We start from the raw sequence: 26,150 nt of genomic DNA, 5'->3' as shown, positions 1-26,150 counted from the left end.
TTCGGGGCAAAAATAAGGGATTCACTTAGGCCTTCCCCTTAAAAATATAATAAATTGACCCTACCCTTGTTATTAAAGGGGGTGTCAAGGCTTATTTTGAAGGATTTATGTTACTTTATTTTTATTTTAGACCGGAAAATTAGTTCGTCATCACCCCCGAAAACGCTAAAACTTAACCCTATGAAAAGTATTCTACTATTAGGAATTACCTTTTTTTTTAGTTTTTACCACGGTTGGTCGCAATACACCAACACCATAAATTCGAACCGTCCCGGAGCTTCATACAGTGCTTTTAGTGTTGGCACCGGAGTAATACAAGGTGAGAACGGATTCTTTTACGAGCAAAGGGACCATAGCGGACTGCGCACTGAGGCCAGCCGACTGGGCCTGGATTATGTTTTTCGCTACGGATTACTGTTGGAAGAGCTCGAACTCATTATCGATGGTAGTGCTGCCTACGAACAGGTTACCGACAACTCTACCCTTCCCGGAGCCGAGTACGATCGCTCCAATTTTCTAAAGAATACCGTTGGGGTCAAATACCTGATATACGATCCCTTTAAAAAAGAAGGTAGAGACCAGCCTAATTTGTACAGCTGGAATGCCAATAACGGATTTCAATGGAAGAACCTCGTGCCGGCCATTGCAGTTTATGCCGGAGCGAATTTTAATTTTGGAGACAACCCTTTTTTACCCCCTGCCGAACCAACCGTAAGTCCGAAGGTAATGCTCATCACACAACACGAACTAATGCCTCGTTGGGTCTTGGTTTCCAACCTCATTTATGATAAATTTACCGGCGATGATCCCATGATCAACTACATCATCACCCTAACCCATTCCTTGCGCAACGGAAGGTTTTCGCTATTTGCTGAACACCAGGGCTATAAGAGTGATTTTTATGGTGACGGGGTCTTCAGAATAGGAGCTGCACACCTTTTAAACAAGAACCTGCAGGTAGATATTTCGGGAGGTACCAATATTAAAGATACGCCCCGAAGAATATTTGGAGAAGTTGGGATCGCCTACCGATTGGATTATCATAAGGATCCGAAAAAGAAGATCGACAACGTATCCGACTTTGAAAAACGTGCGCTTCGTAAAAAGAAAAAGAAACGAAAAAAGAGGTTCTGAGAACCCTTGCAGAGCATTGACCTATGAGCGAACAGCGTATTGAGATCAGGGAGATCACCAACAGGCGTAGACTTACCAATTTTGTAAAACTCGCTTTTGAGCTTTACCGTAACAGCCCGCATTGGGTACCCCCGATCATTAATGAAGAGATCGACAACTTCGACTGGAATAAGAATCCCGCCTACCAGGAAGCAGACGCCTGGTATTATATGGCCTACAAAAACAACAAAGCCGCAGGAAGGATCGCCGTTATTGTGAACTGGCCGGAAGTAAAGGAATTGGGAAAACCCAAGATCAGGTGGGGATGGTTCGAAGCCATTAACGATAAGGAAGTAGCGGAGAAGCTGTTTGAAAAAGTATACGAAAAAGGGCGTGAGCTCAACCTGGAATACGCCGAAGGGCCGGCAGGATTCACTAATATGGATAAGGCCGGAATGTTACTGGAAGGATTCGACCGTCCCGGAAGCATGTCTACCTATTACAATCCGCAATACTACAACGACCTGGTCACAGGTCTGGGCTTTACCAAAGAAGTAGACTGGAAGGAATACGAGATCGACGTTCCGAAAGAGGTGCCTCCGAAGGTAGAAAAGTTCTCAGGGCTGATCATGAAAAAGTTCGGGTTCCAGTTGCTCACCTTTAAATCGAATAAGGAGCTCCTGCCCTATGCCGACCGGATCTTTGATCTGATGAACAAGACCTATAGCTCCTTGCAATCGTTCACCCCTATTAAGCCTTACCAGGTGGAACACTACAAGGAGAAGTTCCTCAAGTTCATCCACCCCGACTACATTGCGCTTATCGCTGATCAAGACGGAGAACTGGTAGCCTTTTCTGTTGTGGTACCATCATTTACAAAAGCGCTACAGAAATCCAAGGGCCGACTCTTTCCCTTTGGGTTCTATCACCTGATGAAGGCCATGAAAAAGAACGACAAGGCCACCTTACTTCTCATTGGCGTGAAGCCGGAATTTGCAGGAAAGGGTGTAACCGCCATCATTTTTAAAGAGGTGATCGACCTCTTTAACAGGAAAGGGATCAAGGTTGTAGAGACCAATCCGGAACTCGAAACCAACAACCAGGTGCAAGCCCTGTGGAAAGATTACGATCCACGACTCATCAAGAAGTGGAGAACCTATAAAAAATCACTGTAAACCAAACAATACAGGCGCAATTGGGAAATACTACTGCAATAAGAGTCTATCAAGAAGCTCAAACAGTAATCCAATTTGTTGGTTTGCAAGATCATAGGAAAATAGCTGAAGAGATCGGTACGTAGGATTCACCTCACAACATATCACGGCTATTAAACCACAAAATAAAGGGCAGTTGCAACAATAGTTTTAAAACACTGTAAACCAGCCTTATATTAGCAGTGTTGTTAAAATTGTTGTTATTACTCACTGGTACAGCGCCCCAACAATGTGATCAGTGAAGATTTACTCAAATCATACCCTACTTAACCAGTGCTATTACGCATGTTGAAAAAAATCAGTTCCGGTCCCCATCCGGAACTTTTTTTTGAACCTGATCGAAAAGCGGAAGGAGCCAGTTCCTTACCTATGAACAAAAAAACCGCCGGGTTTCCCCGGCGGCTCTTATTGCAACTTCTATTATGTAAGGCAAGCCTTTATTCACCCATCGCCATGGCAACAGCCTGCGACAGACGCTTATAGGTACCATTCTCCAGACGACTTCTGATCGCTGAGAATGCCTCAAGTGTTTCTTCAATATCCTGCATGGTATGCGTAGCGGTTGGGATCATTCTTAGAAGGATAAGACCTTTAGGAATTACCGGATACACTACGATAGAACAGAAGATCCCGTAGTTCTCACGAAGATCTTTTACCAGGGCCATTGCCTCAGGAATACTTCCGTTAAGATATACCGGGGTAACACAACTCTGTGTATTCCCGATATCAAAACCACGCTCTTTAAGTCCGCTCTGAAGCGCATTAACATTCTCCCAAAGCTTGTTCTTAAGCTCAGGCATGGTCCTTAACATTTCCAGACGCTTTAATGCACCTTTTACAAAGATCATAGGCAGCGACTTGGCGAACATTTGTGAACGCAGGTTATATTTCAGATAATCGATGATCTCCTGATCTGCAGCTAAGAAGGCCCCGATACCTGCCATAGATTTAGCAAAGGTAGCGAAGTACACATCGATATCGTCCTGAACCCCTTGCTCCTCTCCTGCTCCTGCCCCGGTAGCACCAAGCGTACCAAATCCGTGAGCATCATCAACGAGAAGTCTGAAGTTAAATTTCTTTTTAAGGGCAGCGATCTCTTTAAGACGACCTTGTTCTCCACGCATTCCGAATACACCTTCAGAGATCACGAGGATACCTCCGCCTGTTTGCTCTGCCATTTTGGTAGCGCGCTCCAGGTTCTTTTCAAGGCTTTCCATATCGTTGTGCTGATAGGTAAAACGTTTCCCCATATGAAGACGTACCCCGTCAATGATACACGCGTGTGAATCTACGTCGTATACAATGATATCATCTTTGGTTACCAGTGCGTCGATAGCCGACATAATTCCCTGGTATCCGAAGTTAAGCAGGTAAGCCGCCTCTTTCTTTACGAAAGCAGCCAGCTCGTTTTGTAGTTGTTCGTGAAGATCGGTATGTCCGCTCATCATACGCGCTCCCATTGGGTAAGCAGCACCGTGTTCTGCAGCAGCATCGGCATCGGCCTTGATCACCTCGGGGTGATTTGCAAGCCCCAGGTAATCATTAATACTCCATGTAATAACATCCTTTCCATTAAACTTCATCCTGTTGGAAATGTGTCCTTCCAATTTAGGAAACACGAAATATCCTTCAGCTTGGGAAGCCCATTTTCCAAGAGGGCCTTTGTTCTCTTTAATCCGGTCAAATAAATCTCTCATGTATATGGAGTGTTTTAAAATTGTCGTTCAAACGGTGGCAAAAGTAAATAATTCTGCCTTCTTATCATAACTTATTTCTCAATCTTGAAACAGCTTTTGAAACTGCTTTTGAAACATCTTATCAAGCGTCCTGTCGGGCAGTACATACATGGCCAAAAGGAAGAGCCATTTCTTTGGAGCTACCAGGTAACGCGTCTTTTTCTTTCGACCTTCTGCGATGTCATAGATCACCTCAGAGACCTTTTCGGTATCCAGGGCGATACCTTCCATATTATCGACCATACGCCCCATATTGCGATAGATCTTACCGTAGACGGTATCGAAATACTTCGATTCGTTCCCTCCACTTCTGGCCTTTTCCCAGATCTCGGTCTTTATAGGTCCGGGCTCCACTACCGTTACCCTGATCCCCATGTCGAGCAATTCTCTTCGCATGGCATCAGACATGGATTCCAAAGCGAATTTCGAGGCCGAATACGGCCCCATGAACGGACGCGTTACTTTTCCTGACCCGGAACTGATATTGATAATATGCCCTTTAGGCAGGTCATTATCGAAACCTAACAGGGGTAGGAACTTTTGCGTAACACGCAGCACGCCCAGCACATTAACCTCGAGCTGGTGCCTGAACTCTTCGATGGTTACATACGCCATGGGACCGTTCACAGAGATCCCGGCATTATTCACCAGCACATCGAGGGATTCACCCGCCAAAGTAGCTTTAACTTCTTCAAACGACTTATCGATTCCTTCCTGGTCTGTAGTGTCGAACACCAAACCTATAAAGGTCTCCGGGTACTTTTCCTGAAGCGGCTTGAGGTCTGCTTCCTTTCGCACACTACCAAAAACACGGTACCCTCTTTCGAGGAAATAGAATGCAGTAACATGGCCAATTCCGGTAGATACTCCGGTGATCAAAATATTCTTCATCAAGACAATTTTCAGCGTTATTTCAATAAGTTTTAAGCAAGTATAAAGTACTACCCCTTTATCCAAACAACATCATCTCTCATCATTAAAGGCATCAATACTTCGATCACCTAAAAACCTGAACCTTCCGGGGCTGTCATCACACAGATGATTCGATCCACTTTAAAACTACGGTCAACATCGTTTACACCAAAATGCTTTCGAAGCCTTGTGGGATCTCGCATCCCCGATGAGGTCAAATTACAAAAAAAGGGAGTGAATTTGGGTCCTCAGCAAGGTTTAAACCAAGTTCTTTTTAACAATCATTGTTGAAAAAGTCCGGGATCGCAAATCCCGGCATACTGTTTATACGCATAGTAAAGAACGAAAGTGCGGACATAAAAAAAGCGCAGAATTTCAGTGAAACTCCGCGCTTTTATATGTTGGGTACGGTACCTGCTTATTGCACGTACTGGATATCCTGTTCTAATTCTGAATTAACGGTGTCAAAGAATCCCTGCTCGTTCATCCAGTCGTCGCTGTATACCTTACTCATATAGCGCGAACCGTGGTCAGGGAAGATAAGCACAACGATACTGTTCTCATCGAACTCCCCATCCGCAGCCAGTTGCTTCACTGCCTGCATGGCAGCACCACTGGTATATCCTACAAAGCATCCTTCTGTTTTTGAGATCTCACGAGCGGTATGTGCCGCCTCTTCATCGGTAACCTTTACAAAGCTATCGATAGCATCAAAATCGGTTGCTGTAGGGATCAGGTTCTTACCGAGACCCTCAATGCGGTACGGATAGATCTCTTTAGGATCGAACTCTCTGGTTTCGTGATATTTTTTCAATACAGAACCATAGGCATCAACCCCGATCACCTTAACGTCTTTGTTCTGCTCTTTCAGGAATCTTGCGGTTCCTGAGATGGTCCCTCCGGTACCACTACAAGCTACCAGGTGGGTAATGGTCCCTCCTGTTTGCTCCCAGATCTCCGGACCGGTGCTCTTGTAGTGAGCATCCATATTGAGTTCGTTAAAATACTGGTTAATATAAACCGAACCTTTGATCTCTTCGTGCAAGCGCTTAGCAACCTGGTAGTAAGATCTCGGATCGTCGGCCTTTACATTTGCAGGACAAACATATACTTTGGCACCCATGGCGCGAAGCATATCGATCTTATCTGCAGACGATTTCGAACTCACAGCAAGAATACACTCATATCCCTTGATAATACTTACCATAGCGATACTAAATCCCGTATTTCCTGAAGTAGTTTCGATGATCGTATCTCCCGGGGTAAGAATACCTTTTCTTTCGGCCTCTTCGATAATGTGAAGGGCAATACGGTCTTTAGAAGAGTGACCTGGATTGAAACCTTCTACTTTAGCGTAAAAATTACCGGGAAAGTTACTTGTTATTTTGTTCAGCTTGATAAGCGGAGTATTCCCAACCAACTCAAGCACATTGTTGAAAGCTGTGATCTTTTGTTCCATATTATTATAGTTAGGTCCAAAGAATTTGAAGGGCCTTATGCACCTGCAAATTTATAATTTTTTTTCAATTAGTCTCTTATACATTCTAAATCAAGGAGAAAAGCATATTCCATAGCTTCTTCCCTAAGGGCCTCAAAGCGCCCTGAAGCTCCTCCGTGTCCGGCGTCCATATTGGTATGAAACAGCAGGATATTATCATCGGTCTTGCGCTCACGAAGCCTGGCCACCCATTTAGCAGGCTCCCAGTACTGCACCTGGGAATCGTGCAACCCGGTTGTTACCAACAGATTCGGATACGCCTTTTCTTCTACATTATCATATGGGGAGTACGATTTGATATACTCGTAATATTCGGGATCCTCGGGATTTCCCCATTCGTCAAATTCTCCTGTGGTCAAAGGAATACTGGTGTCGAGCATAGTGGTTACCACATCTACAAACGGTACCTGCGCCACTACCCCCTTGTACAATTGCGGGGCTATATTGATCACCGCCCCCATTAGGAGGCCACCGGCAGATCCTCCCATAGCATATAAATGATCGGGAGACGTGTAATTTTCGGCGATCAGCGCTTTAGAACAGGCCACAAAGTCGGTGAAGGTATTTTTCTTGTGAAGTAATTTCCCCTGCTCATACCAGTTGCGTCCAAGGTATTCCCCTCCGCGAATGTGTGCGATCGCATAGATGAATCCGCGATCCAATAAACTCAGGCGAACACTTGAAAAGTAAGGGTCAATAATAGCGCCATACGACCCGTATCCGTAGAGTAACAGAGGATTCTGTCCGTTGCGAACCATCCCCTTGCGGTAAACCATTGAGACCGGAACCTTTTGGCCGTCGTCTGCGGTAACCCAAATACGCTCAGAAGCGTAATTATCCTTATTAAATTCACCTCCCAGAACTTCCTGTTCTTTCAACACCTTCTTTTCGCGGGTATCCATATTAAAGTCTATGGTACTTGCAGGTGTGGTTAGCGAATTGTAAACATACCGCAACGTTTCCGTATCAAAATCGAGGTTGGTAGATGCAAAGGCGGTATAGGTCTCATTATCAAAGGGAATATAGTATTCATGACCATCTTCCCACCTGATGATCCGGATCAGGTTGAGTCCCTCCTTACGCTCACTTAGCACCAGGTATTTTTTAAAGATATCGACATCTTCAAGCAATACTTCGTCGCGGTGACCGATCACCTCTTGCCAGGAATCCTTTGCGGTACTCCCAACCGGGGTTTTCATCAACTTGAAGTTTGTTGCCCCATCGGCATTGGTCAAAATATAGAAGTGATCCTCAAAATGAGAAATATCGTATTCGAGTCCGCGTATGCGCGGTTGAAAGACCACTGGTGTTCCTCCCGGCTTATCGGCCGATAAAATACTGTATTCGGAGGTTAGCGTACTCTCTGAGCCAAAAATGATGTATTGGGATGATTTCGACTTATAGACAAAGGCCGAAAACGCCTCATCTTCTTCGTGATATACCAGGGCGTCTGTAGTCGGTTCAGTCCCCGAAACGTGCCTGTAGATCTTATCAGACCTCAGCGTAACTTCGTCCTTGCGCGTGTAGAACAGCGTAGTATTGTCATTACCCCATACACTGCTTCCGGTGGTGTTGGTGATCTCGTGCTTGTAGAATTCCCCGGTTACCAGATTCTTGATGTAGATGGTGTAAATGCGTCGGCCTACCGTATCGACACCATAGGCCACCCACTGGTTGTCGGGACTTATGTTGATCCCCCTCAGATTAAAGTATTGGTGCCCTTCTGCCATGGCGTTGCAATCAAAGAGCAGCTCTTCTTCAGCGCCTTCCCTATCGGCTTTCCGGTAATATAGCGGATAATCACCACCTTCCCTGAATCGGGTGATATACCAATAGCCGTGATATAAATAGGGAACAGACTCATCGTCTTCCTTGATGCGGGAGCGCATCTCATTGAACAACTTCTCTTTCAGGTCTGAGGTATGGGCCGTAGCGGCCTCATAATAGGCATTTTCCTGTTCGAGGTATGCCAGCACCTCTTTATCTTCGCGTTCGTTGAGCCAGTAATACTCATCGATGCGCACATCACCGTGTTTCTTAAGTTCTACAGGTCTTTTAGTGGCCAACGGGGCATCTGCTACCTTCATATAGGAGTTCTCACTTTAATATCCGCACAAAAATAATACTTCGCTAAGGAATACACTTTGTTCGGGAAAGATTTAAGATATCGCTTATGAAATTATTAATTTTGCCCCTGCGAACCTAAAGAAAAAATAACATGTTTGGAGATCTGATGGGTATGATGGGAAAGATCAAGGAAACCCAGAAAAAAATAGAAGAGACTAAGAAAAGACTGGATACTGTAATGGTATCTGAAGAGAGCAATGACCAACTGCTCCAATTAACCATGACCGCCAACAGGGAACTCAAGGAGATCAAGATCGATGATGCCCTGTTGGAAGATAAGGAACAACTGGAAGACTACCTGGTGCTGCATATGAACAAACTCATAGAAAAGGCGACCAAGGTAAATGAAGCCGAATTAGGAGCCGTAGCCAAGGAAGGTATGCCCGATATTCCCGGAATGGATATGTTCAAATAACGAAATAGTCCGTTGTTAAACGTTTTTTTCTTACATAAAAGGAAGAAAGCCACATAATCTCTAAGAAAGATCGTATTTTAGTGATAATCAATACATTAATCACAAAAATTGCGTTCGTATGTTTGAGATATTTCAAAGCGAAAAAAACAACAAGTACTACTTTAACCTCAAGGCCGGAAACGGACAAGTTATTCTTTCCAGCCAGGGGTATGAAAGCCTTGCAGGGGCAGAAAATGGCGTAAAATCGGTTATGACCAATGCTGCCGACGACAGTAAGTTCGAAAGAAAAACTGCCGCGAACGGAAAATTCCACTTCAACCTGAAAGCTGCGAACGGACAGATCATCGGTAGTTCGCAAATGTATGCTTCCGAATCAGGAATGGAAAACGGGATCGAATCGGTTAAAAAGAATGCTCCCGATGCTTCAGTGAAGGAATTATCCGGTGAGTAAACAGCACAAAGCAAAACACTGCAAAAAAAAGCGACCTTAAACGGTCGCTTTTTTTACAGGTAATCTTTTGATAAGATCTATAAAATATTCGTGCTGTTCGTCTGTGTAGTCCATATGGGTCACAATACGCAGTTTTCCCTGCCCCATCGTAATAATACGTACTCCATGATCATTGAGCAGCTTTAAGAATTCCTGTTCATCGACACGGTCGGTGAGATTAAAGATCAGGATATTGGTCTCCAAAGGCTCTATGCTTTTAATAAAAGGCAGGGTTTGCAAAACATCACCGATCTCCCTTGCCTTTCTATGGTCTTCTGCCAGTCGCTCCCATTGGTGATCTATGGAGTATATGGCTGCAGCTGCCAGGTAACCGGCCTGTCGCATGCCTCCTCCAAAGATCTTACGTATACGCAGGGCCTTATCCATATCGGCCTTTGACCCTACCAGCATGGATCCCACCGGGCATCCCAATCCCTTGGAAAAACAAACGGAGATGGTATCGAAAAGGGCTCCAAAATCTTTTGGGCTTTGTTGTTTCGCCACCATGGCATTCCATAGCCTGGCACCATCGAGGTGGTATTTTAATCCGTGATCATCGCAAACCTTGCGAATAGCCTTCATCTCCTCGAGGTCCCAACAGGCGCCACCTCCTTTATTAGTGGTATTCTCCAGCGACACCAGGGTGGTTAGCGGACTGTGATAGAAGTCGGGCGGATTGATCGCTGCTTCGACCTGGCTAGCCGTTACCATGCCACGGTGGCCATCGAGAAGCTTACAGGATACGCCACTGTTAAAGCTCACCCCTCCCCCTTCATAATTGTATATATGGGCATACTTATCGGCAATAAGCTGGTCTCCCGGCTGGGTGTGCACCTTGATGGCGGTTTGATTCGCCATGGTACCACTCGGGAATAACAGGGCAGCCTCCTTTCCAAATAAGGCAGCTACCTTTTCTTCGAGGGCATTAATGGTAGGGTCATTCTTGAACACATCATCACCTACCTCGGCATTCATCATGGCATCGAGCATGCCTGCACTCGGTTTGGTTACCGTATCGCTAATTAAATTTATATCCATTGTTCTCTATTTTAGTCACAATAACTTCCGATCGGAGAACCGTCGGGGATCTTTTTCACCGGTGCGGCTTTAAAATCTTCCGGATGCTCCCTGAACCTTTCAACACGGCTCAGGTATTCAAGGGTATAGCCTTCCGGAAAATCATATCCCTTTTTAAGGGCTTTCTCCAATTGCACGATCGCCTTCAGGGCTTCGCCATTGACCTGGGAGTAGGCTCCTTTATTCCCCGCCAGTCGCAACAGATGCTCCAGAACTCTGAAGTTCACTGTATGTTGTATTTCGCGAAGGTAGTTGTCTTTGTGCTTTTGCCCAAAGGTATTTGCTATTAGTGACTCCATAAGGTCACCTGCACCCGGCAAAGAGGCATCTACAGCATGTTGCTGCACCATTCGAGACACCCTGGCTGGGTGTAAGAGCAGCGACAAACTCATATCGGCCGCGGTCTCGGCAGCACTTAATGCATCAAAGGCCACATCGGTCTTCGACTTAAAGTTCTCTCGTGTTCTCGGGTAACCAAAAGCTCTTGGCGGGAACAGGGCCAACTGCTCTTTAGGTATTGCCAGTGCTTCGGGCTCAAGTGTAGCGAGCACCGCCTTTAAGGCTTGCTTTTGTTGCTTTGCAGGCACATAGGTAGCGATCATTCCGCCATCACCTTTTACCGCATAGCGATAATCTACCCCACCGATCACTTTCACTGCAGCCTCGGTCTGGTATCGGTGGAACAGGTAAAGTGGTACAAAAACATCTTCCAGCACAGAATAGGGCGTGCCTTCTTTAATATGGTCGGCATCAAAGTGCGAAATGGCCACCTTTCTTATGTCCATGACATCCTCCAGGGCTTTGGCTGCATTTTCACCATTATCCCAAAGGTGAGCCTCAGGATGCGCGCCCCCCGTAGCACGGGCATCGGCATCGGTAATAAAACGCAGTCCTTCTTCACGGGCCTTCTTTAAGACTCCTTCAACATAGGCAAACTCCTGCGTTCCTTCAGGAATATCGCCATACAGGCAAGCCACACTCACCTTATCCCATGCTCCTATTCCGGTATCATAAGCATTAGAAGCCACTACTTTCCCATCTTTGAGCTCGTAAAGCGGATGCGGATAATCCATTACAGAAGCCCTGTTGCTTACACTTGCCGCAAAATTATGGGTGAATCCGAGGGTATGCCCCACCTCGTGAGCCGCCAATTGTCGTATTCTCGAGAGTGCCACTTCCATCATTTGATCATTTTCGGCACTAAAGGGCTTATCGAGCAGGGCCTGAGCAATAAGGTAATCCTGCCTCACCCTTAGACTTCCAAGGCTCACATGGCCCTTAATGATCTCACCCGTACGGGGATCGGTAACAGAAGCTCCGTAGCTCCAACCCCTGGTAGAGCGATGCACCCACTGGATCACGTTATAACGCACATCCATAGGGTCGGCGTCTTCGGGCAGGATCTCCACCCTGAACGCATCTTTGTACCCAATGGCTTCAAAAGCCTGGTTCCACCAGGATGCTCCTTCCATAAGTGCGCTTCGCACAGGTTCCGGGGTACCGTTATCCAGGTAATATACAATGGGCTCCACGGCTTCACTCACCGCGGTATTCGGATCTTTTTTCTCCAATCGGTGCCTGATGGCCATTCTGCGAATAAGATCATCACCAATAGGCCCGGCATAATCGTAATAGCTCATCATGATACTTCCTGCTCCCGGATGAAAATTTCTGGTTTCGTAGGCATCATCCGGTAGTTTTATGAACGAATGGTGCTGAATGACCGAAAGCAATTTTGCATTCGGGGTCACTGAGCGCAGGAGATTGCCCTTAGGAGCTCCCTTAAAGGTAAGCAACGCTTCGAACTCACTATTCTCAGGGAAAGAGCGGGTGCTCTCCAACCAGAGTGCCGATCGTGTCTTATCTAAAGAATAACTACCCCCGTTCGCACTTTTTATTCGCGCTGCCACCCCGTGCCAGTCTTCCATTAAAAAAGGGGTCATATCAACAATAAAACCATTGGCCGTTTTTTCCTTGATCTCAAAGCCATACAATACCGAACGTGCAAAGGCCTGTTCTACCGATCGTTTTTCCATAGCATTATCACTAACCGCCCTGTACTTCAAATTAGGCTGTACCAAAAGGATCTTATTCCCCGAACGGGTAAAATACACGACCTGTTCGTTACCCAACTGACCGCGATCCAGGCCAAGGTCATTATTCCCTACACCGGTTTTCAGGGAGTACACATAAAGAAACTCCTTGTCGAGGTTGTCGATCTCCAGGTAGATCTTCCCCTTGTCGTTATCGTAATAAAAATCGAAGAAGCCGTCGTACTTTTTCAGGTCCTTATTATCGGTTACCTGAGCCCCCAGTAAAAGAGGCATCGACAATATCAGGATCGCAAAAAGCAGATCAGATGGTTTACGGTGTGGTAAATACATAAAATGGTTGGTTTAAATAAGAAGCCTAAAAATAGTCAAAGTAGCCTTAAAAACAATTCTTACAATAAATAGTAGTTTTTACACAATAAATTGAGGTTTATCATAGCCTCCTGCCTCCTTGCCGGTAGGAGGTATGAAAAAAGTACCTTACTTTTGAGCAAAATTACATCCCTATGATCACCACCGATCAATTCAAAGACCTAGGCAAAAGGGTCGAAGCATTAAAAAAATACCTCCGTATAGAGGCGAAACTTATAGAGATCCAGAACGAGGAAGAAAAAACCTTTGCCCCCGATTTTTGGGACAATCCCAAAGAGGCAGAGGCGATCATGAAAGCCCTTCGTACAGAGAAAAAATGGGTAGACGACTACAATCTTGCCAATACCCTGGTCAATGACCTGGAAGTATTGCTGGAGTTTCACCGTGAAGGCGATGCCTCCGAAGAAGAGGTAGACACCCAATACCACAAAGCCAAGGAACAGATCGAGAGTCTGGAATTCAGGAATATGTTATCTGAAGAAGGCGACAGCATGAGTGCCGTACTACAGATCACCGCCGGTGCCGGAGGTACCGAGAGCTGTGATTGGGCTTCCATGCTTATGCGTATGTACCTCATGTGGGGCGAAAAGCAGGGATTCAAGATCAAAGAGCTCAACCACCAGGAAGGCGACGTTGCCGGGATCAAGACGGTAACCTTAGAATTTGAGGGTGATTTTGCCTTTGGATGGCTTAAGGGAGAGAACGGGGTTCACCGCCTGGTGCGTATCTCACCCTTTGACAGTAACGCCAAACGCCACACCTCTTTTGCCTCGGTTTACGTTTATCCGCTGGCCGATGAAAGCATAGAGATCGATATCAATCCGGCAGACATCTCCTGGGATTTTGCCCGTTCAAGTGGTGCCGGAGGACAGAATGTGAACAAGGTAGAAACCAAGGCCATTCTTACCCACCACCCTACCGGGATCGTTATTCACAACTCAGAAACCCGCTCCCAGCTGGAAAACCGCGAGAAGGCCATGCAAATGCTTAAATCGCAGCTTTACGAGATCGAGTTAAAGAAGCGTCAGGCCGCCAAGGACGAGATCGAAGCCGGGAAAATGAAGATCGAATGGGGGTCGCAGATCAGAAATTATGTCATGCACCCTTATAAACTGGTAAAAGATGTGAGAACGGCCTTTGAGACCGGAAATGTAGATGCGGTCATGGATGGCGATATCGACGGCTTCCTCAAGGCGTATCTCATGATGATGGGACAACAACAGGAAGAGCTCTAGAAACCACACTAAAATCAATATATATGCTCAAGATCTATCACAATCCGCGTTGCAGCAAATCAAGACAGGGCCTGCAGATCCTGGAAGCGTCAGGGCAGGAATTCGAGGTTGTTAAATATCTGGATAACCCTTTATCGGAAGGTGACCTGAAAACCCTTCTCGGATATTTAAATATAAAGCCTGAAGCCCTGATCAGAAAGAACGAAAAGATCTGGAAGGAAGAATTCAAAGGAAAAGACCTGAGCGATGAGGACCTCATAAAAGCCATGGCTGAGCACCCTAAACTCATAGAACGCCCTATCGTGGTTAAAGACCATAAGGCCGTTGTAGGAAGGCCTCCCGAGGCGATCGAAGCCATTTTATGAAAACATTAACCGGTATACCACATACCGGTTTTTTATTTAACAGGCCTTTAACTACGCACTGTTAAACCTTCTGCTACTTTTGGTGTCCAACGATTTAAGAAAAAGATTAGACACTAACTAGCTATGAAACAAGATCTTAAGACCTCAACAGCCCTCGTCCTGCTGTTATTCTCCACCTTTACCTTATTTGCTCAATCTCCCGGCAGCGACCCCCAGCGAAAAGCTGTCGTTACCGGAAAAGTGATCGATGCCGATAACGGTGCACCGTTGGAATTTGCAACCCTGGTGTTGCAAAGTGCCGAAAACCCGGATGTTATCACCGGAGGCGTTACCGATGCCAATGGGAATTTCGAAGTAGAAGCCCCATCCGGCAGATACGATATTCGTGTGGAATTCATTTCCTATAAAAGCTACGAAATAAAGAACCGCGAATTGCGGGGCAAGGTTGATCTTGGTACCATTACCCTGGCCCTTGATGTAGCTACTCTGGAGGCCGTAGAGATCACAGCCGAACGTACAACCGTAGAGATCAAGCTGGATAAGAAAGTGTACAATGTTGGTAAAGACCTTACCAACGCGGGAGCCACGATATCTGACGCCTTGAATAACGTGCCTTCTGTAGCAGTAGATATTGAAGGGGGTATATCATTGCGTGGTAATGAGAACGTACGTATCCTTATCAACGGTCGCCCTTCGGCTTTGGCCGGATTCGGATCGACCGATGCGCTGCAGCAACTTCCTGCCGATGCTATTGAGCGTATTGAAGTGATCACCAGTCCTTCTGCACGTTACGATGCTGAGGGTACTGCAGGGATATTGAACATTGTTCTGAAAAGGGATAAAACCCTCGGATTTAATGGTTCGGTGCAATTAAACGGGGGGTATCCGGCGCGTTTCCAGGCCACCTCCAATCTGAACTACCGTACCAAAAAATTCAATTTCTTTAATACGATCGGATACCGCTACAGAAACTCTCCAGGCCGGGCACTCAACGACAACGTTTACAACCCGGGGAGTAGTAATTTCGACCGTATCATTGAAGAAAGAGACTGGGATCGTACCAGCAGCGGATTTAACTTCAATATCGGAACCGAGTATTTTATTTCTGACCAGACGTCTGTAACCGCCAGTTTTTTCACCCGCTTTAGCGACGGACTGGACCTGACCACCAATTTGAACGATCGCTTTTATGCCGATGGTTCGTTCGACCAAACGGTGAGTACCGAAGAAGAGAATGAAGAGGACCGCAGTTATCAGACCTCATTGAACTTTCGTCATAACTTTAATGAAGACGGTCACAACCTCACCGTAGACCTGCAGTATTCTGTAGACAAGGAAGATGTGACCACCCCAATCGAAGAGCGCATTTATGCTCCCCAGGAATTAGTGATCAGGGACGACGATGTGTTCGAGGTTCAGGAGCAAAATGACTATCTGGTACAGGCCGACTATGTGCTACCTATTGGTGATAATGCCAGATTTGAGGCGGGATACCGTGGCTCATTTGAGAATTCGGAGACCGATTACCTCCTTCAGGGATTACAGCTTGATCCCTCACAACCTGATTTCGGAGAGGTGGTGATCAATTTCGGACTCACCAATGTGTTTAATTTCGAGCAAAACATCAATGCATTCTATACCCAATACGGAAATAAATTCGGAAAATTCTCCTTTCTTGCCGGGCTACGTCTGGAAAATACGCGACTAATAGGTAGTGTGGATTTTAACGAAGAAGAAGTAGACTTCCCTTTTGATCCGAATTTCGATAAGAATTTCCTCGGCCTCTTCCCTACTGCCAATCTCACTTGGGAATTCGAAGAGAATGAGAACATCACCCTTGGATATAACCGTCGAATTAACCGTCCGCGTAGCTGGCAGATCAATCCGTTCCCATCCCAATCCAGCCGTACCAACATTTTCCAGGGAAATCCGGCACTGAATCCTGCGTATGCCAACACCTTCGACCTGGGGTACCTGAAGCGATGGGAGAAGCTTACCCTGACCACATCGGTGTATTTTCAGCGGGAAACAGATAGTTTTGAATGGATCACAGAAGAAACAGGACAGGTGACCTCCGACAACATTCCGATCCTGAGAAGAACTCCGATCAACCTGTCATCAGAAGAGCGTTATGGAGCGGAAGCCGCAGTATTATGGAATCCGGCAAGATGGGTACGTATCAATTCCAGTGCGAACGTATTTAGGTTCGTAAAAACCGGTGAATACAACGGCACCGACTTCGGAGCTTCTAATTTAAGCTGGTTCGCTCGTATGAACGCCAAGGTTACCCTGCCCGGTAAGATCGACTGGCAAACCAATGCCTTTTACCGCGGCCCCAGTGAAAATGCTCAATCAAGAACAGAGGGGCTATTTATTTTGAACCTGGCTTTTGCGAAAGATATTCTCAACGACAATGCCACGGTGAGCTTCAATGTAAGCGACCTGTTTAATTCCGGGATCCGTCGTTCGGTATCTGAAACACCAAGGGTTACCTCGACCAGCGAAACCCAATGGCGTGTAAGGCAATGGCAGGTAGGTTTCGTATACCGTTTTAACCAAAGTAAACGCGATGCGCAAAGAAACCGTGGTGGCGGAGACTACGATGACGAAGGAGGCGGATATTGATCTCAACGTATATAAAAAATAAAGAGAGCTCCGTGCTCTCTTTTTTTTTGTCGCGTACTAAAGACGAAACCTATGGGTACAAAAAAAGGAAGCATTACGCTTCCTTTTTTTATTCTTCTCGCTCAGCTTTCTTAGCGGCTCTTTTTTCCTTGATCAACTCAATGATCGAACCTCCTACCCAGTAAGGGATCACGAAGGTTAAAAGGAAGATCATCAACCAAAACCCGATGGTCAGGATAGATAAAAAGGCTAAAAAGCCAAGGTACTGATCAAATTCGAACATAGTTCCGGAAATTTTCTGAATTCGCGTCAAATATAATTAGCTTTTTTTACTTATACAGGGAATTCTTCTAAATATTTCCCCCGTGATCCCGGCAAAACACCTTTGGTATGGTTAAAACATCATACCACACAGCAACGATCAGAAAATAAACCTCTGATACTACAGGGCTTACACCCTACCCTGCTGGTGCGTAAAATACCCCTTGATAAGGCGGGTGAAAAGTCTTTAAAAATGTAAATTTGTGTAACATAAATACAAATAAGACATGGAATACAGAATAGAAAAAGACACCATGGGCGAAGTAAAGGTTCCTGCAGATAAATTATGGGGAGCCCAGACCGAACGCTCTCGTAATAACTTTAAGATCGGTGCTCCGGCCAGCATGCCCCTGGAAGTGGTTTACGGATTTGCCTACCTCAAAAAGGCGGCAGCATACACTAACTGTGAGCTGGGAGTACTTCCTGAAGAAAAGCGCGACCTTATCGCCAAGGCTTGTGATGAGATCCTCGACGGCAAGCACGACGATCAATTTCCCTTAGTGATCTGGCAAACCGGATCGGGTACACAAAGTAATATGAATGTCAATGAGGTGGTAGCTAACAGAGGGCACCAATTGGCGGGAAAAACGATCGGAGAGGGCGAAAAGGCCCTGCAACCCAATGACGATGTAAACAAGTCGCAGTCGTCTAACGACACCTTCCCTACCGGTATGCACATTGCGGCTTACAAAATGATCGTGGAAACCACCATTCCGGGAGTAACCCAACTAAGAGATGCCCTCAGGGCCAAGGCAGATGCCTTTATGAACGTGGTTAAGATCGGACGTACCCACCTTATGGATGCTACGCCCCTAACCCTTGGGCAGGAATTCTCAGGTTATGTGTCTCAGCTGGACCACGGTCTGAAAGCACTGAACAACACCCTTGATCACCTTTCTGAACTCGCTCTTGGAGGTACCGCCGTAGGTACCGGGATCAACACCCCTGAAGGCTATTCCGAACTGGTAGCCCAATATATAGCGAAATTCACCGAACTGCCCTTTAAAACCGCCGAGAACAAATTTGAAGCCCTGGCTGCTCACGACGCTATCGTAGAGACCCACGGTGCTTTGAAGCAACTCGCCGTATCATTGAATAAGATCGCCAACGACATACGTATGATGGCATCAGGACCGCGTTCAGGGATCGGAGAGATCATTATCCCTGCCAATGAACCCGGAAGTTCAATTATGCCCGGGAAGGTGAATCCTACCCAGAGTGAGGCCATGACCATGGTTTGCGCCCAGGTAATGGGTAACGACGTTGCCATTACCGTAGGCGGAACTCAGGGACATTACGAACTTAACGTATTTAAGCCGTTGATGGCGGCCAACCTGTTACAATCGGCCAGGTTAATTGGTGATGCCTGTGTGAGCTTTAAGGAGAATTGTGTGGAAGGTATCGAACCTAACCAAAAGCGTATTGACGAACTGGTACAGAACTCCCTTATGCTGGTAACCGCCCTGAATACCAAGATCGGATATTACAAGGCCGCAGAGATCGCGAATAAAGCGCATGCCGAAGGAACTACCCTAAAAGAAGCAGCACTGGCACTCGGACACCTCACTGCGGAGGAGTTTGATGCCTGGGTGAAGCCGGAGGATATGGTAGGAAGCCTGAAAAAATAAAAATTTTTCTACAGCGCCTTTAAACCTTTTTCCAGTGATCTGGTCATAGTAACAGAAACCACTAAAATCTATGACTATGAAAACCAGATCACTTGTTGCCTTCCTGTTCTTTGCAGGAGCCGTATGTAGTTTTGCACAAAGCACCCCTAAGGTAGATCAACGCCAGAAGATACAAAAGGCACGTACCATAGAAGGCGTCAAAAGCGGGGAACTCACCAAAGCCGAAGCCAAAAGTGTGGTTGCCGGACAGAAAAAAGTGAATCGCATGGAAGCTCGTGCAAAAAGTGATGGAAAGGTAACGCGAAGGGAGCGCAAAAGACTGCAGCAGGCTCAGAACCGAAGCAGTCGTAACATAGCGCGTAAAAAGAATAATGAACGTAGCCGTTCCTGATAACGGTTTCGATACTGCAAAACCAAAGCCCCTGAACTTACGTTCAGGGGCTTATTTGTGGCCTTATATCCTGATTTAGGCAAAGGTTCACCCAAATAACAAGCCCCCGTAACCATTTTGGCCGGGGGCTTTTTTATATCCTTATACGATCCTTAAGCAACCCCGTTGCATAAGGTCCGAATTTGGTCTTACTTAGAGTACCAGTTCTGCGGTCTCTTTGGCGATCTCCAGCTCTTCGTTGGTAGGAATTACCAGTACAGAAACCCTTGCACCCTCTTTACTGATCACACGAGGCTCTTTGGAACGAATGTCGTTCTTATAGCCCTCGAGCTCAATTCCGAGATATTCCATATCACGACACACCAATTCGCGAAGCACATCACTGTTCTCACCAATACCGGCGGTAAATACGATCGCATCAACCCCATTCATAGCGGCGATATAGGCTCCGATGTATTTCTTAATACGATAGGCATTCATCTCAAGAGCCAACTGGCATTTTTCATTCCCTTTTTCAGCTTCTGCTTCAATATCGCGAAGGTCACTAAAACCGGTTAATCCCTGCATTCCACTCTTCTTATGTAAGATCTCGTTCACCTCTTCTGTGGTATAACCGAGCTTATCGATCATATACAGGATCACCGAGTGATCGATATCGCCACTACGGGTACCCATGATCAAACCATTAACAGGCGCAAACCCCAGGGAATGGTCGAAGCTCTTCCCGTCCTTCACAGCGGTGATACTACATCCATTACCCAGGTGCACGGTAATGATCTTCCCTTTTGGTTTCTTGAGGAATTCAAAGGTCTTTTGCGATACGTACTTATGGCTGATCCCGTGAAAACCAAATACTTGTAATTGGTGCTCATCAGAGAACTCATCAGGGATGGCATAGCGCTTGGCCTTGGTCGGGATGGTTTGGTGAAATGCGGTATCAAAAACTGCTACCTGCTTGGCATTAGGGAAAATCTTCTCGGCTACCTCGATCCCTTTGAGGTTTGGCGGATTGTGCAGAGGAGCCAGATCGAACAAGTCTCTGATCGCCTGCTTCACCTCTTCATCAACAACCGTAGTATCGGTAAATTTAATTCCCCCGTGCACTACTCTGTGTCCAACAGCAATGATCTCAGAAGCGTCCTTGATCACCCCATTCTCCTTATCCATGAGAAGTTTAGTGAACTCTGTTAGACCGGCTTCATGGTCAGGTATCGATATCTCTTCAGAGATCTTCCCTTTTTTAGTGGTAAGGTGAAGTGCAGAGCTCTCCTGACCGATACGCTCGATAAGCCCTGAGGCCACTACGGTCTCCCCCGGCATTTTTATCAATTGAAGCTTGATCGACGAGCTTCCTGAATTAATTACTAAAATGGCGTTCATATCCTTTTTGTCAAAAAAAATTAAAATTAATTATAGGCCCTGAGCCTGGATCGCGGTAATGATCACGGTGTTAAATACATCGTCTGTCGTACATCCTCTACTCAAGTCGTTCACAGGCTTGTTAAGACCCTGAAGCATCGGACCAATGGCCAGCGCTCCTGTTTCTCTTTGCACCGCTTTATAGGTGTTATTTCCTGTATTCAGGTCAGGGAAAATAAGCACATTGGCTTGTCCTGCCACCTCAGAATCAGGTAACTTACTCTTACCAACGGTAAGGTCTACCGCCGCATCGTATTGAATAGGCCCTTCCACCTTAAGGTCGGGACGCTTTTCTTTTACGATCTCAGTAGCATCACGAACAATGTCTACATCGGCCCCTTTCCCAGAGGTTCCCGAAGAGTATGAAAGCATGGCGATCTTAGGATCGATACCAAAGGCTTTCGCACTGTCTGCAGAAGAGATCGCGATCTCTGCGAGCTGCTCTGCTGTGGGATTAGGATTAATAGCACAATCGCCAAATACCGAAACCCTATCCGGAAGGCACATAAAGAAGATCGACGATACCACGCTTACTCCGGGCTTGGTCTTAATAAATTGCAATGCGGGACGAATGGTGTGCTGGGTGGTATGTACCGCACCGGAAACCATTCCGTCTGCATGTCCTTTATAGATCATCATGGTACCGAAATAAGAAACGTCGCTCATCATATCTTTGGCGATATCCATGTTCACGTTCTTATGCTTACGCAGCTCGTAGAAGGTGTTCACGTAATCATCAAAGTATTCTGACTGTGCCGGATCTATGATCTGTGGCTGCTTATGATCGAACTGTATACCAAGATTTACGATCTTTTCATTGATCTTCACAGGATCACCTAAAAGGGTAATATCTACGATATCCATGGCCAGCAGGCGCGAAGCCGAGAATAAGATACGGTCATCAAGGCCTTCCGGCAAAACGATATGCTTCTTCTCTTTCTGAGCCTTCTTCATCAGATCGTACTGGAACATTCTGGGTGTGATCCCTTTAGGCTTAAGGTTATACAGGTGTTCGAGCACCGGATCGAAATCGACATACTTCATAAAGGTGTCGATCGAAGTTTCGATCTTTTGAGAACTACCGGGGTAAATGTTCGCCCTGATGTTCCCGATCATATTGGTTGAATGGAAGGTACCTTGCTCTACAGAAATGATAGGTACTACCTGCGATAAACCATCGATAAGCTTCAAGATCGTATCCTCAGGAATGAGGCCACCGGTAAGTACGATCCCCGAAATACGCGGATAGTTACTGGAGATATTGGCCTGTAGTGCTCCAAGGATCACATCGGCGCGGTCACCGGGAGTGATCACCAGGCTATCGTTACTCAGGTGATCCAGATAATTGCGAAGCTGCATGGCACCAACGCCAAAGCTTCCCACCTGGTTATCGAGGAACTCTTCTCCAACGATCACCTTTCCATCAAGCGCTTCCATGATCTCTTTAATGGTTGGATTCGCCAGTGTAGGTACCAACGGTATCGCAAAAGCTTTTACCTCATCAGGCAGGAACTCCTGCATGCCTTCAGCTACCATAGAAAGGTTCTCCGGCTGGATCTTGTTGGCAATGAGCGCAACAACATCAACATCTTTCTCCTGGAACGACTTATAGGCCATTTCCATACTGGCCAGAAAATCTTCTTTGGTTTTACCAACACCACTGGCTACCACGATCGTGGGCACCCCGAGGTTCTTGGCAATTAATACGTTCATATCGAATTCGAACACGCTTCCTTCTCCCGAAAAGTCAGACCCTTCGATAAGAACCATGTCGTATTCTGCTTCTAATTTCTTATAACGATCGATGATCGCATCCATCACATCTCCTCGCATACCTTTATTACGCATCTGGATCACTTCCGAGCGTGTGAAGGCGTACGATTCTTCATAAGTGATCGGAAGATCGTAATAACTTAATACGGTTTCAAGGTGGTTATCTTTCTTTTGTTCCGGCAGGTGCTCAATGATCGGACGAAAATAGGCCACTTTCGTAGCCTTTCCGAGCAAGGTTCTCATGAGCCCTAAAGAAATAAGTGATTTACCACTATTTGCTTCAAGTGTAGCTATATATATCCCTTTGTTCATAAAAAATGCTTTGTAGCGCAAATTTACTGCATTTAAAAGACTTTGGTAAATGTTTTTATACCTTTGATCGCAAGCTTAACGCAATGAAAACACTTTTTATAAATATAAAGGGACTCCTGCAGGTTAGAGATGCCAAAACCACCATGCTCAAGGGATCAGAAATGCGAATTCTACCGCGTCTGGAAGATGCGTTCTTACTGGTTGAAGACGGGATCATTACCGATTTTGGAGAAATGCGCTACGTCAATACCGATGCCGCCCAAAAGGTGGTCGACCTCGAGGGAAGTTATGTCTTACCCACCTGGATCGACAGTCATACCCATCTGGTGTACGCCGGAAATCGCGAACAGGAGTTCGTAGACCGGATCAACGGACTCACCTACGCAGAGATCGCCCAAAAAGGAGGGGGTATCCTCAATTCAGCTCAGCGCTTGCAGCAAACCTCAGAAGAAACCCTTTACCGCGAGTCTGAAAAACGACTGCAGCAGGTGATCGCCCAGGGTACCGGCGCTATTGAGATCAAAAGTGGCTACGGACTCACCATGGAGGCCGAACTAAAGATGTTACGGGTGATCAAACGATTAAAAGAGCATTATCCCATTACCGTAAAAGCGACGTTTTTGGGAGCCCATGCGGTACCCGCCGAATACAAAGAGAACCGGGAAGGCTATATGGACCTCGTAATCGACGAGATCTTACCGGCCGTGGCCAAAGAAGGACTTGCCGAGTATATCGATATCTTCTGTGAAGAAGGCTACTTTACGGTGCATGATATGGAAAGACTGCTGGTGGCAGCAAAAGCCTATGGTCTGATCCCGAAAGTGCACGTAAACCAATTCCATATTATTGGGGGTGTTCCGGCCGCGGTAAAACATGGCGCCCTTAGTGTAGACCACCTCGAAGTGATCGAAAATGAGGATATCGAAGCCCTGAAGCAAAGCAATACCATGCCGGTGGCATTGCCGCTTTGCTCGTTCTTTATCTCCATACCCTACACACCGGCACGAAAACTTATAGACGCCGGCTTACCTTTAGCCTTGGCCACCGATTACAATCCGGGTACCGCACCAAGCGGAAATATGAACCTGGCAGTGGCAACGGCTTGTATCAAAATGAAAATGACCCCGGAAGAGGCTATTAACGCTGCAACCGTAAATGCTGCCTATGCCATGGGACTATCGGCCACTCACGGAAGTATCACCAAAGGCAAGAAGGCCAATTTCATGGTCACCAAAGAAGTTCCCTCCTACGCCTACCTCCCTTATGATTTTGGGAATAACAATATAGATGCCGTTTATCTCAACGGGGAACCATTTAAGATGTCATAAAAAAGGACCCGAAGTCGGGTCCTTTTTCAGGTTACATGTTGTCGTACGCTCATCATCATTTGATCCAAAGCACCCATTTATCGTCCCTGTACTTACCCTGTACATGAGACCGTTGTAATTGTTTCACCTGGTAGTAATTGTCGGCATAAGCCAGATAGACATACCACAGGTCATTATCGGGATTCACGAAATATTGAGGTTCGAATCCGCGATTCCGAAGGTTGGACGTAAATTCTTTGAAATAGCGATCCTGGGAGAACACGTTAACGACAAGATAGAAGCCCTTATCGATACCCTGTACGGCAGGCATGGTCTTATACCCCTCTGCTTTGCCAAGGACCTCTCGGGTTACTACGGGTTTCTTATTGAGCTGCGCTGTTTCTTTTTCGATATATTCTGTTGCCTTATCATTTAAAACCAACGTTTCCCGTTCCTGTGTTTCGCGCGGACCACCTGTACTAGGTAAGGATCGCTTTTGTGGTACGATAACCGCAGGTGCTTCTTCCTTATTATATTCTGACGTATTGCATGCGAGCAACTCTTCTTCTTCGGTCATATCGCGAACAACCCGGTCTAAGATCGCCTCTTTTTGGGGCGACTGAATGACAGCTAAAGTCGCTTCTTCCTCCTTTTTCGTTTCAGCATTCATTTCGGGCACAGCCTTACCGCCATATACGGTATACTTTCCGGAGTGCACCACTTTATTAGCTGAGGGCGTTTCAACGGCAGGTACTTCATCCGCTGCTTTTGCAATCGCTTCATTCGCCGCTTTCGTTATCACCTGTGGTTTCGGCTCCGGTACTTCGACAAATCGCTTCACCGTATTACGTCCTCCCAGTTCGATAGTGGCAATGGCCTCATAGGTAGGTCCGAAATTCTGACCACTCAAATTGGTTCCCCGCTCGTAGATCACCCCGATGCTTAATCCGTCACCCAATTTAACACCCACGGCACCATTAATTCCGTAGACATTATTATACCCCATTTGCAACCATCCAAATCGCGAAAGATCGATCATCGAACTCCCACCGTACTGGGTCTCGTTATTCGGAAGGGTCTTTACATAGGCCAGGTTACGCAAGGTAGCGCCTCCAAAAACACCATAGGCATTTTTAAAGGTATGCGTAAATGCAAGTTGCCCCGAATAGATCTTACTCTCGAATCCAGTAACGGTTCTGGACTCATTGAGGTTATAGTCAAACAGGTTTTCTGCATAGAATCCGAGGTCGAAGCCTCCTAAGCGGAGGTTAAGTCCCGGCATGAAGAGCCATAAAAAATCATCCTGGTTTTCGAGTACGGTAGGATCCGGGCTGGCAGAGTTCACAGCGTTCTTATTGAGTCCGCGACGAAAGAAAGTAGAGTTGATCCCCAGGGTAAGGGCAGCCTGTGACCCTAACGTCACCTCATAGGCATAGTTCATCAGGATCCCGGAATCGGTAAGCAGCCCCAGGTTTTGCTGGTAAAGCCCCAGTCCGCCCCCCGAAGAGGGGCCGATCTTCCCCGAATAATTAAGCAAAAAGGTCTGAGGCGAATTATTCACACCTGTCCACTGTATCCTGCTCCAAAAGCTTATCGCCCTGTTTTCTTCCCCGGCAATGCTGTAGGCGGGATTTACCAGCATGCGGTTGTATTTGTTCAGGTTATGTTGGCGCCAGTCCAGTACTGTACTGGTGTTCTCGGTTTGTGCATGTAGACTTATGGCAAAACTGCACACCAACAGCGCTAATATGATCTGTACTTTTTTCATA

At 46.3% G+C, this 26,150-nt stretch carries 20 protein-coding genes; 10 read left to right on the top strand and 10 right to left on the bottom strand.

The window, feature by feature from the left end:
• The first annotated feature begins 180 nt into the window (after positions 1-180).
• Together IS446_RS11605 and IS446_RS11600 are read left to right on the top strand one after the other, a co-directional pair.
• Positions 181-1,134: a transporter gene (locus IS446_RS11605; protein WP_203060892.1), complete on the top strand. Its 954-nt coding sequence runs from the start codon at positions 181-183 to the stop codon at positions 1,132-1,134.
• A gap of 23 nt (positions 1,135-1,157) precedes the next feature.
• Positions 1,158-2,288 (top strand): GNAT family N-acetyltransferase, encoded by a 1,131-nt coding sequence (locus IS446_RS11600; RefSeq protein WP_203060890.1) that lies wholly within the window; start codon positions 1,158-1,160, stop codon positions 2,286-2,288.
• 476 nt (positions 2,289-2,764) lie between these two features.
• Here the strand turns inward: IS446_RS11600 and IS446_RS11595 are convergent, their stop codons facing one another.
• The 4 genes from IS446_RS11595 to IS446_RS11580 form a co-directional block, all read right to left on the bottom strand.
• Entirely contained in the window at positions 2,765-4,024 is a 1,260-nt protein-coding gene (locus IS446_RS11595) for an aminotransferase class I/II-fold pyridoxal phosphate-dependent enzyme (protein ID WP_203060888.1), read from the bottom strand.
• A 78-nt stretch (positions 4,025-4,102) separates the two neighbouring features.
• A complete protein-coding gene (locus tag IS446_RS11590) occupies positions 4,103-4,954 on the bottom strand; it encodes an SDR family oxidoreductase (protein WP_203060886.1) in 852 nt (283 codons plus the stop codon).
• 439 nt (positions 4,955-5,393) lie between these two features.
• The gene (locus IS446_RS11585) at positions 5,394-6,434 is read right to left on the bottom strand and encodes a PLP-dependent cysteine synthase family protein (protein WP_203060884.1); all 1,041 of its coding nucleotides are present in this window, start codon (positions 6,432-6,434) and stop codon (positions 5,394-5,396) included.
• 68 nt (positions 6,435-6,502) lie between these two features.
• Positions 6,503-8,560 (bottom strand): S9 family peptidase, encoded by a 2,058-nt coding sequence (locus IS446_RS11580; protein ID WP_203060882.1) that lies wholly within the window; start codon positions 8,558-8,560, stop codon positions 6,503-6,505.
• A 131-nt stretch (positions 8,561-8,691) separates the two neighbouring features.
• Between IS446_RS11580 and IS446_RS11575 the strand changes: the two genes are divergently transcribed.
• Positions 8,692-9,015, top strand: a complete 324-nt coding sequence (locus IS446_RS11575) for a YbaB/EbfC family nucleoid-associated protein (protein ID WP_203060880.1) — start codon at positions 8,692-8,694, stop codon at positions 9,013-9,015.
• A 118-nt stretch (positions 9,016-9,133) separates the two neighbouring features.
• Complete coding sequence (locus IS446_RS11570; protein WP_203060878.1) at positions 9,134-9,466, top strand: YegP family protein; 333 nt, start codon at positions 9,134-9,136, stop codon at positions 9,464-9,466.
• Positions 9,467-9,502: 36 nt separating this feature from the next.
• Here IS446_RS11570 and IS446_RS11565 read toward each other — a convergent pair whose 3' ends face one another.
• A complete protein-coding gene (locus IS446_RS11565; protein ID WP_203060876.1) occupies positions 9,503-10,543 on the bottom strand; it encodes a threonine aldolase family protein in 1,041 nt (346 codons plus the stop codon).
• 11 nt (positions 10,544-10,554) lie between these two features.
• The gene (locus IS446_RS11560) at positions 10,555-12,966 is read right to left on the bottom strand and encodes a zinc-dependent metalloprotease (RefSeq protein WP_203060874.1); all 2,412 of its coding nucleotides are present in this window, start codon (positions 12,964-12,966) and stop codon (positions 10,555-10,557) included.
• Positions 12,967-13,139: 173 nt separating this feature from the next.
• On the opposite strand from IS446_RS11560, the gene prfB reads away from it, so the two are divergent.
• From prfB to IS446_RS11545, 3 genes are all read left to right on the top strand, one after another.
• Entirely contained in the window at positions 13,140-14,240 is a 1,101-nt protein-coding gene (prfB, locus tag IS446_RS11555; RefSeq protein WP_203060872.1) for a peptide chain release factor 2, read from the top strand.
• A gap of 23 nt (positions 14,241-14,263) precedes the next feature.
• Positions 14,264-14,605 carry an arsenate reductase (glutaredoxin) gene (gene arsC / locus IS446_RS11550; protein WP_203060870.1) on the top strand — a complete coding sequence of 114 codons (342 nt, stop codon included), beginning with the start codon at positions 14,264-14,266 and terminating at the stop codon, positions 14,603-14,605.
• A 123-nt stretch (positions 14,606-14,728) separates the two neighbouring features.
• Positions 14,729-17,230: a TonB-dependent receptor domain-containing protein gene (locus tag IS446_RS11545; RefSeq protein WP_203060868.1), complete on the top strand. Its 2,502-nt coding sequence runs from the start codon at positions 14,729-14,731 to the stop codon at positions 17,228-17,230.
• Between the two features lie 109 nt (positions 17,231-17,339).
• Here the strand turns inward: IS446_RS11545 and IS446_RS11540 are convergent, their stop codons facing one another.
• Positions 17,340-17,513, bottom strand: coding sequence for a hypothetical protein (locus tag IS446_RS11540; protein ID WP_203060866.1), 174 nt, complete (start codon positions 17,511-17,513; stop codon positions 17,340-17,342).
• A 265-nt stretch (positions 17,514-17,778) separates the two neighbouring features.
• On the opposite strand from IS446_RS11540, the gene fumC reads away from it, so the two are divergent.
• Together fumC and IS446_RS11530 are read left to right on the top strand one after the other, a co-directional pair.
• Positions 17,779-19,179 (top strand): class II fumarate hydratase, encoded by a 1,401-nt coding sequence (gene fumC / locus IS446_RS11535; protein WP_203060864.1) that lies wholly within the window; start codon positions 17,779-17,781, stop codon positions 19,177-19,179.
• Between the two features lie 76 nt (positions 19,180-19,255).
• Positions 19,256-19,570, top strand: coding sequence for a hypothetical protein (locus IS446_RS11530; RefSeq protein WP_203060862.1), 315 nt, complete (start codon positions 19,256-19,258; stop codon positions 19,568-19,570).
• Positions 19,571-19,762: 192 nt separating this feature from the next.
• On the opposite strand, the gene IS446_RS11525 is transcribed toward IS446_RS11530, so the two are convergent.
• Both IS446_RS11525 and pta read right to left on the bottom strand, forming a co-directional pair.
• A complete protein-coding gene (locus IS446_RS11525) occupies positions 19,763-20,950 on the bottom strand; it encodes an acetate/propionate family kinase (RefSeq protein ID WP_203060860.1) in 1,188 nt (395 codons plus the stop codon).
• Between the two features lie 30 nt (positions 20,951-20,980).
• Positions 20,981-23,074: a phosphate acetyltransferase gene (gene pta / locus IS446_RS11520; protein WP_203060858.1), complete on the bottom strand. Its 2,094-nt coding sequence runs from the start codon at positions 23,072-23,074 to the stop codon at positions 20,981-20,983.
• Positions 23,075-23,157: 83 nt separating this feature from the next.
• Here pta and hutI point away from each other — a divergent pair, with 83 nt between their 5' ends.
• Entirely contained in the window at positions 23,158-24,402 is a 1,245-nt protein-coding gene (gene hutI / locus IS446_RS11515) for an imidazolonepropionase (protein WP_203060856.1), read from the top strand.
• 55 nt (positions 24,403-24,457) lie between these two features.
• Here the strand turns inward: hutI and IS446_RS11510 are convergent, their stop codons facing one another.
• Positions 24,458-26,149: a PorP/SprF family type IX secretion system membrane protein gene (locus IS446_RS11510; protein WP_203060854.1), complete on the bottom strand. Its 1,692-nt coding sequence runs from the start codon at positions 26,147-26,149 to the stop codon at positions 24,458-24,460.
• Position 26,150: the final 1 nt, after the last annotated feature.

The organism is Robertkochia sediminum (genome assembly GCF_016786255.1).
Classification (GTDB): Bacteria; Bacteroidota; Bacteroidia; order Flavobacteriales; family Flavobacteriaceae; genus Robertkochia; species Robertkochia sediminum.
This window is presented reverse-complemented; position numbering and strand designations above follow the sequence as displayed.